9 protein-coding genes and 1 pseudogene are annotated in these 9,048 nt (G+C 32.3%); all 10 read left to right on the plus strand.

Translation table 11 applies throughout. The features are described from left to right. Positions 1-210: 210 nt before the first annotated feature. Positions 211-486, plus strand: a pseudogene (locus E5342_RS18070) (tetratricopeptide repeat protein); the annotation flags it as partial. 47 nt (positions 487-533) lie between these two features. Continuing rightward, complete coding sequence (locus E5342_RS18075) at positions 534-1,052, plus strand: hypothetical protein (protein WP_236651485.1); 519 nt, start codon at positions 534-536, stop codon at positions 1,050-1,052. A 10-nt stretch (positions 1,053-1,062) separates the two neighbouring features. Beyond that, positions 1,063-2,886: a hypothetical protein gene (locus E5342_RS18080; RefSeq protein WP_135959997.1), complete on the plus strand. Its 1,824-nt coding sequence runs from the start codon at positions 1,063-1,065 to the stop codon at positions 2,884-2,886. Position 2,887: 1 nt separating this feature from the next. Further along, entirely contained in the window at positions 2,888-3,532 is a 645-nt protein-coding gene (locus E5342_RS18085; protein ID WP_121736609.1) for a lanthionine synthetase LanC family protein, read from the plus strand. A 33-nt stretch (positions 3,533-3,565) separates the two neighbouring features. Continuing rightward, positions 3,566-3,751, plus strand: coding sequence for a TIGR04149 family rSAM-modified RiPP (locus E5342_RS18090; RefSeq protein WP_005860066.1), 186 nt, complete (start codon positions 3,566-3,568; stop codon positions 3,749-3,751). Positions 3,752-3,958: 207 nt separating this feature from the next. Then, positions 3,959-5,395, plus strand: coding sequence for a radical SAM peptide maturase (locus E5342_RS18095; RefSeq protein WP_009016696.1), 1,437 nt, complete (start codon positions 3,959-3,961; stop codon positions 5,393-5,395). Positions 5,396-5,397: 2 nt separating this feature from the next. After that, on the plus strand, positions 5,398-6,639 hold the full coding sequence (locus E5342_RS18100) for a TIGR04150 pseudo-rSAM protein (protein WP_009275218.1): 1,242 nt from the start codon (positions 5,398-5,400) through the stop codon (positions 6,637-6,639). A 4-nt stretch (positions 6,640-6,643) separates the two neighbouring features. Then, positions 6,644-7,858 (plus strand): 6-bladed beta-propeller, encoded by a 1,215-nt coding sequence (locus tag E5342_RS18105; RefSeq protein ID WP_121737483.1) that lies wholly within the window; start codon positions 6,644-6,646, stop codon positions 7,856-7,858. A 14-nt stretch (positions 7,859-7,872) separates the two neighbouring features. Next, on the plus strand, positions 7,873-8,391 hold the full coding sequence (locus E5342_RS19905) for a hypothetical protein (RefSeq protein ID WP_246867163.1): 519 nt from the start codon (positions 7,873-7,875) through the stop codon (positions 8,389-8,391). Beyond that, positions 8,366-9,001, plus strand: coding sequence for a glycosyltransferase (locus tag E5342_RS19910; protein ID WP_246867164.1), 636 nt, complete (start codon positions 8,366-8,368; stop codon positions 8,999-9,001). Before E5342_RS19905 ends, E5342_RS19910 begins: the two co-directional genes overlap by 26 nt. Positions 9,002-9,048: the final 47 nt, after the last annotated feature.

Raw genomic sequence — 9,048 nt, forward strand, 5'->3', positions numbered from 1 at the left:
TGGGCCAAATTTATTTAATGTTTAACTAGTCCCTATTTTTTATGGGACACTAATGTGACAAGCCATAAACAGACAGTTTTCATTTAGCGTAACAATCTGTTATTCAATGCATTTACAACATAAATAAAAACCGTTCAAAAAAGTCGGACTTTCCAGCCGGAATATCCTCGCCTTTTTGTATTATCTTTATCGCCAACAAATAATACGCAGATGAAGAAAAACATTGTTTTCCTGTTAATTCTAATACCTATTATATGGATCTCTTGCAACGGAATGGGCCATCAAACCATAGACTTCCGAAAAATAGAGAACCTTATGCCCCAACATCCGGATAGCGCCTTAATGCTCCTTGAGCAAATAGAGAACAAAGAAAACCTATCCCGAAAAGATAAGGCACATTATTATTTATTGCTGACGGAAGCGCAAGACAAAACTTTTGTTAAGCATGAAACCGACTCGCTGATCACGATCGCAACGGATTATTTTTTTGGTAGCTGGGATACGAATTTTTCATTTTACAATTAATGAACGATATGAAAGAGTTATTCATTCAATACAAAGGCATACTAAAAGACCTACTCCGTTACGGGGTAGTGAAAACAGAGGCTCTAGAGCATCCCGGATTGTATAACGGTAAGCTAGGCATGACTATTCTATTTTATGAATACAGTCGTTATGGTGGAGATGCTTTATATGAACAATTCGCAGACGAGATATTAGAATCTATAATGGAGCTTCCGGATAATTTATCTCTTGATTTGTCAGATGGATTATGTGGCATTGGATGGGGAATCACCTATCTATTAAGAGAACGTTTTATTACCGGTGAGATCAAAGATGTATTATCGGATATAGATATAAAGATACAAGAAACAGAAATTTTGAATGACGATACACTAAAGGATTATCATACATATTTAATGTTTAGAAAAGAGTACATAGGAGAAGATGTACAAAGAGATTTGCCATATAGTCCTTATAGAGAGAGCTATATACAGAAAAAAATTTGGGAAACTTGTTTTTCTCAAAATCAATTAGAAATGAATCAATAATTTAATTACGATGAACTCTAAGCAACAGGACTATACCGAATACGCTGTCGATTTATCACAATTGACAAAAGAACGCCCTTTAGGGGTAACGGGTATATTGCGCTGCCAAAACAGCGCGGATTTCCTAGACGCTTGCATAGAGTCCTGTATTGAAGGATTAGATGAGCTGATTGCGGTATATCACAATTGTACAGATGAGACAGCTAATATACTTAAAAGAAAACAGAGCAAATACCCCGATAAAATCAAAATCTTTGAATACCACCCCTATATCTATCCTATAGATTTAGCGGATGAACAATTTCAAGAGATCATGAATCTGCCAAAGGATTCGATTCATCTCCTTTCCGGATACACGAATTACGCGATTTCAAAAGTAACCTATCGCTATGCGATCAAGATAGATTCAGATCAGCTATTTTTTTCCGAATCATTCAAAAAATATTGTGATGCCTACCGCACCGAGCAAAAAGTCCGGATCAACCCTTTGGAACAAATTGCTTATAAGCTATATACATCTTACCTGCATAATTTTAAAAAGGACAAAAGTCCAAAAAGAAAATGGCAAGACTGGTTAGCGATAAAGATGGTTCCTTTCTATTTTTCCTATTTGAAAAAAAGAATCAAGCAAGATAAAATATTGGTATCCCTCTCTGGTATCAATGTGTTACAAAAAAACGGAGAATGGCTTACTTTTTTAGGAGACGAAAAGATAGACACAACCTACCGGGACATTCTATGCCCATTCAACGGAGTGCGAGATCTTTTCTTTTTCGAGGTCTCTGAAGAAATGACCTACCAAGCTTGTTATTTGCCAAAAGCTCCCGGCTACAATCAAGTTCTGGAAGTAATGTTTCACAATAAAAAGCTATTTGATGGTGGTCTGATATGGTTTCATTTACGTCCATGTCTTCAAAAGCACACTGAAACTTATCAATATTGGTATGAAAAAGCAAAGGATCGCTTCATTTCTCTAGAAAAATTCAAGAAATGTAATTATTCAAAGCTGAAAAGAAGGAAAAATTTATTCATACGTTCACGCTTTGAATCCATGTTTTCTTATTTCTATTCTGCGCAACGTCATTCAATTCCTTGGCGCACATTGGAAAATTGGAGACAAGAGGAGTCTCAAGAAAAGATGAGTTCGCTGGATTTGGGAAAATACAAAATCGAGTTTGATACAATCATACAAGAATATATAAGAACTGCTATTCAAGAATATGAGGTCCGGGATACCCTAAGACTCATGCTTGGCAACCATTCCATAAAAAACGCATTGTTCGTATATATACTGTCTTTCATTTCGAAAGAACAAATGGATTATATACGTTCCCGTATCGCCGGAAAATCTATCGAGGAGTCTATTCACAACATCTCTAATTTCTTGAATCATTTTGAGTGGATAGAAAAGAAAAGGAATACCACAAATAACTTTAATATAGACAGCCATCCTTGGACAAGGCTTTTATCTCCATATAAAAGATGTTGCTTGGTTTACCTAGTGGACAAGGAAGAATTGGCTCATATATCGACTTTTTTACAAAAAGAAGAGATTCCAATTCTATTATTATCTGAATATGAGATTCCAGATGATACAGAACTACCGGAAACAGTTACAGCTGTACAAGTTGAATTTTCCGAACAAAAGGTATTTGAGAATGATAGCATTGAACAAAATTTTCCTAGACTGTTCTTATACGCAAATACGTTTGAGACGATTTTACGAATCTTAAACCCAAGTAAGGTTGTTTGTTTGACATCAAGCAAAACTTATCAAAAAGAATTATTGCTAGGCTTTGCAAAAGATTTAAATACTAAAATTGAGTGTTGGTAAGATGAATACAGAAAAAGACATATTATTACGAAGAATAGCGAATCATCTGATTTTGCATTCAATCGACATAGAGGATATTGGTTTATTCCATGGAAAGATGGGAGTTGTGCTATTCTTTGCGCACTACGCAAGATATACAGACTCAGCTATATATGATGACTTTGCAGGGGAACTGCTCGAAGAAATCTGCGAGAATATTCCAGAGACATTGCCTATAAATCTGGAGACTGGATTATGTGGAATCGGCTGGGGAATCGAATATCTAATTCAAAATGGGTTCATGGAAGGGGATTCCAATGAAATCCTTACAGAAATCGATAAAAAAGTCATGGAACGGGATTTACGAAGAATAAAAGATCTTAGTTTGGAGACAGGACTAATGGGAATATCTAGTTATATAAATATACGAATTAACAACGCAGATATAACAGCAATTCATACAAATTTCGATGATCTATTTTTATTAGAATGGAATCTTATTTGTAATAATAAGATAATATTGGATAAAAAACAAGCTATATTGCAAATTATAGGATCATTTCCCAAAAATGAGGATATCCATTCATGGGAACTTGGTCTACATCAAAGAAGTTCAGGATATGGACTTAGATGGATATTAGAAGAAACACCAGTCTATTCTGGCTAATTTCATATTTATAAACAATTTAAATTTATCGTTATGAAACAAGTACGTAAATTGAAACTTTCTCAACTCAGCAAAAATGAGTTAGAAAAAAAAGAGCTAAAAAAACTCAAAGGCGGTGGATGCTGCATTTGCGGAGGTGGAGGCGGCTCAGCTAATGCTAGCGCAAATCATTCAGGAGATCTTTATTCTCCGGGTGGTGGATATGGATGGGGTTACTAACCTTTTCTGAAGTAAGATAAGATTTTTCTGTTATAAGATGTATCTTATAGCGGATATCTGTCACTTTAAAGAACTTCTTATTTCTTTAATAAGAAATAAGAAGTTCTTACTTCCACTAAGATAGATATTGAATGTCAATTAACTATTATACCAATTTCAATATGTGCGAAATGCTAGTGATATCAAAAGCTAATTAAATAATAAATTATGATACAACCAGTTATATCAAAATCCGGATATACATATATTTATAGTTCATATATAAATAGCATATTATTGTCTCCCTCTGAAAATGAATATGTTGATATAGATATGGACAAAAATGCATATGAATATTATAAACAAAAAGATTTCTTCTTGAGAGAGAATAATTTTTTCGAGAAAAAAATCCCCAATATGGAGATTGAATATGATACCTCTTGTATAGAATCAGAGTTAGCAAACCTAAATCAATTACTTATTGAGGTAACGGATGAATGTAATTTATCTTGCAAATACTGTAGTTATGGAGACTTATATTCAAATCAAGATGAACGCAATAGAGGCAAACAAGAATTTAATAATGTTAAAATTCTAATTGACTATTTAATATCACTATGGAAATCATATCGTAATATATCATTCAATAATACCATAAACATAGGATTTTTTGGAGGAGAACCTTTAGTCAATATGATATTAATTGAAAAAATAATTAACTACTTAAATGCAGTGAAGATAAAGGGGATAACATTTGTATATAATTTAACGACAAATGCGATATTATTGCCTAAATATATGAATTATCTTGTCGAGAATGATGTGCATTTATTGATAAGCATTGATGGATCCAAACAGAATAATATATATCGGGTAAAAAAGGAAGGGAAAGAGTCTTTCGATATTGTATTTGCTAATATCAAAAAATTAAAAGATAATCATCCTAATTATTTTGATTCCAATGTAAATTTCAACTCTGTATTGCACGATAAAAACTCTGTTGATCAAATTTATAGCTACATAAAGACTAACTTTGACAAAACACCTTATATATCTGAATTGAATAGAAATGGAATTGCTGAAGACAAGAAAGAAGAATTTAATAGAATGTTTCATTCTAAAGAAGACAGCATAAAGCAAGCGGTAAACTGTGGAAGTAGCTATTTGAAGGAGATTGCAGATGATTCCCATATTGTGCAATTAGATATTTTCATGCAATCGTATTTTGGCAATACTTACAAAACCATCCCAGACCTATTTTTCCAAGATAAAGATATCAAATATTTTCCAACAAGCACCTGTGTACCTTTTTCTAAAAAGATATTTTTGACAGTACAAGGGAAAATATTACCTTGCGAGAAGGTTGGACAACAGTATCCGCTAGGCTATGTGAGAGATGGTAAAATAAATTTGGATAGCAAGGAAGTTAAACAACTGTATTTGAAACTTTATACTCCTATAGTTGATAAATGCAAAAAATGCTTGTTGTGGAAAAATTGTGAGATCTGCGTGTTTTATTTACCCAAAGATGAGGAAGGTCAAACCGTATGTCCTTATTATCTTGGAAATGAAGATGTCAATCGATATTTTTCCACCTACATATACGCTTTAGAAAAGCATCCTGATTTATTAGATAGAATAGAAAACGAAATATTAATAGATTGAACATGGAAAATTATACTCATTGGTTCTATTTAGAATCTTACACATTTCTTTTTTACAGTAAAAATCAATATGTAATATACAATACATTAAATTCAACTTATATTGATTGTTCCCTATATGGAAAGACAATAAATACAGTCTTATCAATTCTTCATAATACAAATAAAACCTATTGTGTAGGTATTTATGAGTATCAATTAAGAGATTCGCAATTTACAGAATTCATAAAAAAGATAAGGAATACATTTTCAGGTGATATAATCAAAAACATTAGAGGTATTCCACCTTTTATCTCTAAGCCTATTTTACGGATTCTTCATCATCCTAATAATCCAAAGACAAAAGAATACAATTTACTGGGAGAAAATGCACTATTTCATCTCCATGAAGTGACCTTTTATTTAGAAAATCAAGGTTTTGATTTAAATCCAATGTATAAAGATTGCTATAAGCAATTCTTATATCCCACATATACAGAAAAACAAAAATTATCACATGCAAAATATCTAGAGATAATAGAACAATTATCTATTTGTCAAATAGATAAAATAAATATCATACCAGCTACAATAGAAAAAAAAGAGCTTTTTTCCTATCTGTTATCACTCTCCCGCCAGTACAGTATTAAAACACAGATAATATTACCATATAAAAAATACAACAAAGAAGATTTGAAACAATTGTTAACAAATCCGCAATTTTCAATAATGATAATGGTTCATTTACCTGTAGATTATGAAGAGTTAAATAGTTATATAAACTTATTTAATGAATATAATATCACTTGGAGTCTAATCGCTTCTAATAAGAATGACGTTATTTTTTTATCTAAAAACAACCTCGGGAAATTCACAAATGTTGATTATATACCTTGGTATACAGGAGATAACATGGATTTCTTCAAAGAATATATTTATAATGATTTTAAAGATATTATAGAACAAAAAAACACAAAACAGCATATTTTCAGAAAACAAATACTGAATGATAATCTTTTTGGCAAATTAACCATTTTCCCTACAGGAGAAGTGTATTCTAACGTAAACTTTCCTACGATTGGAAATATTCAAGATCAAAAATTGTCTGAAATTGTTTATTCTGAAATAGAAAACTATTTTAAACCTTGGTTCTTTACAAGAGATTATGTTTCATGCAAAAACTGCGTAAACAAGTATCTATGTCCTTCTATATCTAATTATGAAATAGTAGCCAATGAATATAATATGTGTTATTTAAATCAATAAGGTCATGAATAGAATCATATATTACGTATCGATCACATTACTAACGATTGTTTCCTCATGCGGAAATAAAGAGACAAATGTATCCAGAAAGTTGACCTTGGATAATTGCCCAGTCATAGCACAGGTTATTAATCTGCAAGGAGATCCGGTGACTAATTTAGACTTTTCTTCCGTAAAGGATACATTCAATTTATCGCTAAGCTCCTTGCTTTCTTCCTTTCAAGTTATTCGCCTAGAAAACTCGGAAGACGCATTGACCGCCGCAGGGCAAGATACCCATATAGCCGTGAGTGACCATTATATTTTAGTGAAATCTTTTAGGGCAGGCTCTTCATGTAAGCTCTATAACCGTAATGGGGATTTCATCAGAAAGATCTCCTCCCAAGGACAAGGGCCGGATGAATATAACCTATTTATTTATGATCAGTATTTAGATGAAAGTAATAATAAAATCTATCTAATGGAGATTCGTGCCTCTAAGATATTAGTGTTTGACTTCGACGGGCAGCCACAAAAACACATTCCTCTGGCCTATATAACCCATAAAGGACGATTTGTTATCAATGACGAGAAAAAAACAGTAACCGTCATGTGCATACCTTTTCAAGGAACTCCCACCGCATTGATCTGGACACAGGATTTCGAAGGCAATATCATCCAAGAATATCCGGTCTCCGACCAATTCATGTTGATCCCAAGCACTTACGATTATGAGGTACGGGAATCCTTGAATACCACCGCTTCCGACTTCTATCTTCATAATTATATAGCCTCGCAAGACACACTTTATCATTATGACATAGACTCGAATACGCTACACCCTGTTTTTACGATGCATACGGGTCATGAGCCGATCTGCCATTATTTCACGGAGCTGCCCAATCACTTTCTAGTCACTTGGTATACACAGACCTCATGGAATAATGAGTTACCCCGTTTCCCGAAAATCCTAGTAGACAAACAAAGCCTTAAAGGTTGTTTCGTGAATTTGAAATGGAATATGCTAGGGAATATAGATGGGCCTACCAATCCGTCCTTCAATCGAGGTTATTTCACTGCGATCATGGAACCTTACGCATTAAAAGAGCAATTGGAAAAGGTTCTGACTTCCACTCAAAAATTATTCCCAGAAGTATTGAGTAAAGTGAAGAAGTTGAATAATCAAATTACTGATGATGACAATTGTATCGTTTTTATAGGGAAGTTGAAAACAAAATAAAATAGGACAAGCATATGATACAGATTATTCTTGTTAATGAAGAATCCAGAGCATCCCAATATGGAATTGGCACATATATAAAGCAACTTTGTTTAATTCTTTCACAGAAGCAAGGGATTCATCTTAGCGTGATATGTTGTCGTTCAACAAAAAATGATTTTTATATAGAACGCAAAGGAGATATAGATTATTATCATATACCTGATACGATACAAAATAATGATCCAGAAATTAGAATAAAAACTTATTATAAGAATATATGGTATCTAATATATCCTTACTTTAGCTCGCATAGTAAAGAGAATATCATATTACATATCAATTATTATCAGCACATTCATCTGTTAAATACATTTCGTGCTTCTTTTTCTAAAGGACGATGTTGCTTTACTATTCATTATATGGATTGGTGCTTTAAAATAAAAGGAAATTATTCTTATTTAAAAAGTATTCTTTACAAAGAATTAGACAGTATCAAAAATCCTTTGGAAAAAATATCAAAGAAATATGCGAAAAAGAAAAAATGTATTTGAACAAGTTGATAAGATTATTTGCTTGTCAAATAGTACACAAAATCTATTGAGTAAAATATATGATTTACCTATAAACAAATTTTGTATTTTATATAATGGTCTTAAAGATGAATCTATATTATTGAATAGCGATAAACGATTGAATCTTAAAAAGAATTTCCTTTTTAGTAAAGAAGAAAAAATTATTCTTTTTGTTGGTCGTTTAGATGAAATAAAAGGGCTGGGAGAATTAATTTTTACTTTCAAAAAACTACTGCAAATTGACCCTTATTGCCATTTAGTTATTGTAGGAGAGGGGTTTTATTCTTACTATTTAAATTCTTGCAATCCAACATGGAATAAGATTACATTTACTGGAAAACTAAATAAAGAAGACTTATACAAATTATACCAAATCGCAGATATTGGTGTATTACCATCATTCCATGAACAATGTAGTTATGTGGCAATTGAAATGATGATGTATGGGATACCTCTTGTTGCAAGTACATCTACAGGTTTATCAGAAATGATAGAGGATGGAGTCTCAGGATATCATATACCAATCATTGAATATGAGAATCACACAGATTTAAATACCTATGAATTACAATCTAAACTTTTACATTGATGTCCCATTAAAATCGGAAAGAGTACTTTGAAATTGTTGAAATTTAG

Source organism: Parabacteroides distasonis (assembly GCF_004793765.1).
GTDB lineage: Bacteria > Bacteroidota > Bacteroidia > Bacteroidales > Tannerellaceae > Parabacteroides > Parabacteroides distasonis_A.

Bases quoted from the DNA above. Each gene is read 5' to 3' on its own strand.
- E5342_RS18105 (WP_121737483.1), top strand. From the start codon at position 6,644: ATGAATAGAATCATATATTACGTATCGATCACATTACTAACGATTGTT.
- E5342_RS18100 (WP_009275218.1), top strand. From the start codon at position 5,398: ATGGAAAATTATACTCATTGGTTCTATTTAGAATCTTACACATTTCTT.
- E5342_RS18095 (WP_009016696.1), top strand. From the start codon at position 3,959: ATGATACAACCAGTTATATCAAAATCCGGATATACATATATTTATAGT.
- E5342_RS19905 (WP_246867163.1), top strand. From the start codon at position 7,873: ATGATACAGATTATTCTTGTTAATGAAGAATCCAGAGCATCCCAATAT.
- E5342_RS18075 (WP_236651485.1), top strand. From the start codon at position 534: ATGAAAGAGTTATTCATTCAATACAAAGGCATACTAAAAGACCTACTC.
- E5342_RS19910 (WP_246867164.1), top strand. From the start codon at position 8,366: ATGCGAAAAAGAAAAAATGTATTTGAACAAGTTGATAAGATTATTTGC.
- E5342_RS18090 (WP_005860066.1), top strand. From the start codon at position 3,566: ATGAAACAAGTACGTAAATTGAAACTTTCTCAACTCAGCAAAAATGAG.
- E5342_RS18085 (WP_121736609.1), top strand. From the start codon at position 2,888: ATGAATACAGAAAAAGACATATTATTACGAAGAATAGCGAATCATCTG.
- E5342_RS18080 (WP_135959997.1), top strand. From the start codon at position 1,063: ATGAACTCTAAGCAACAGGACTATACCGAATACGCTGTCGATTTATCA.